A 725-nucleotide genomic window follows, 5' to 3' on the forward strand; every position below is an offset into this window, starting at 1 on the left:
AATCAAGTGTCGTGAAGCTTTGCTGGCCTTCGGACGGGAGCATCAAGAGGCCGAATGGCTCACCCTTCCGGAGGTGAAGTGCAAGGTAAACGACTTCAAAGGCTGGGCCAAACTGTATGCACAGGAACTTTCCACGGGGCGCATGCGGCGCTACCTGAGTGAGATTTCCGATAAGGCGTGGGACGTCGCCGTGAGCCTTCAACACGACTACAACGCGACGGAATGGGATGCCGAGATGCTTCTGGACGCGACCGCGCACGTTCTTCAGATGTATTCAACAGCCATCGTCAAGGTCAAGCGGAAGCCACCGCGCCGATGCCCGAAATGTAGCTCATATCGCCTCGTAACAGACGGCGACATCACGGAGCAAGACGGTGAGCAGGGGTGGCTCGAGGCGGAAGTTTGTTCGGCGTGTGGATACCGAGGTCCGGAGTCATTTGAACCATGGGAAAAGCGCGAAGATGACCAAGAAGATCTTTAGTCGGCGACAGACCAAGACGCATAAGCAGGTAAAAATCTAGGCATTAGCGGTGCAAATTCAGGGCCCTTAAAAAAGTCGGGTTAAATGCTCCGATAACTTGTTTTATCCGCAATGGTGTGGTATGATTACTATGTAGGGCAAAGAAAATAGTAGTTTCTCGTTCGGCTCACGACCGGCTTGCTCACAAAACGCTGATCAGGGGTTCAAATCCCCTTGCCTCCACTTCAAGGGGGCATAGCTTAGG

Annotated in this window: 1 protein-coding gene; it reads left to right on the forward strand. The window is 53.2% G+C overall.

Annotated features, from left to right (window positions below):
* Positions 1 to 481, forward strand: a 481-nt coding sequence (locus tag CXQ93_RS20820; protein WP_181036256.1) for a hypothetical protein, incomplete at its 5' end; no start/stop codon positions are given.
* Positions 482 to 725 lie beyond the last annotated feature (244 nt).

Origin of the sequence: Arthrobacter sp. N199823 (assembly GCF_002929705.1) — a bacterium.
Taxonomy (GTDB): Bacteria; Actinomycetota; Actinomycetes; order Actinomycetales; family Micrococcaceae; genus Specibacter.